This is a genomic window from Oceanospirillum sediminis (genome assembly GCF_014164585.1).
In the GTDB taxonomy this organism is placed as follows: domain Bacteria; phylum Pseudomonadota; class Gammaproteobacteria; order Pseudomonadales; family Halomonadaceae; genus Oceanospirillum; species Oceanospirillum sediminis.
This window is the reverse complement of the sequence record NZ_JACJFM010000267.1, coordinates 1-339: the sequence shown is the minus strand read 5'-3', so window position 1 is coordinate 339 and position 339 is coordinate 1. Positions and strand designations below refer to the sequence as shown.

General features: G+C 34.8%; 1 protein-coding gene. It reads left to right on the top strand.

Annotated features, from left to right (window positions below):
• Positions 1-339: hypothetical protein (locus H4O21_RS28640; protein WP_220495895.1), on the top strand; the 339-nt coding region annotated here is incomplete at both ends.

The window sequence follows — 339 nt, the reverse complement described above, 5'->3', positions numbered from 1 at the left end:
AACTCGATGGCACCTTAAAACTTGAAGGTGATGCTCAACTAGTTCAAACTGAACATAGCTCTCTTGATATAACAAGTGCGGGCATTTTAGAAAAAGATATAATAGGTACCGCCGATAAATACACCTACAATTACTGGGCATCCCCAGTAAGTAAACCTAATAACACTACAAATAATAATAATAATAATAATTATACCGTTAGTGATGTTTTTTTAGACGTAGATTTTTTAACCACTGGTTACGACGGAACAGAAATACCTTTGGGAATTGCAGATTACTGGATATGGAAATTTAGTAATAAACTAAGTGACGATTATGCGTCGTGGCAACACATTCGAA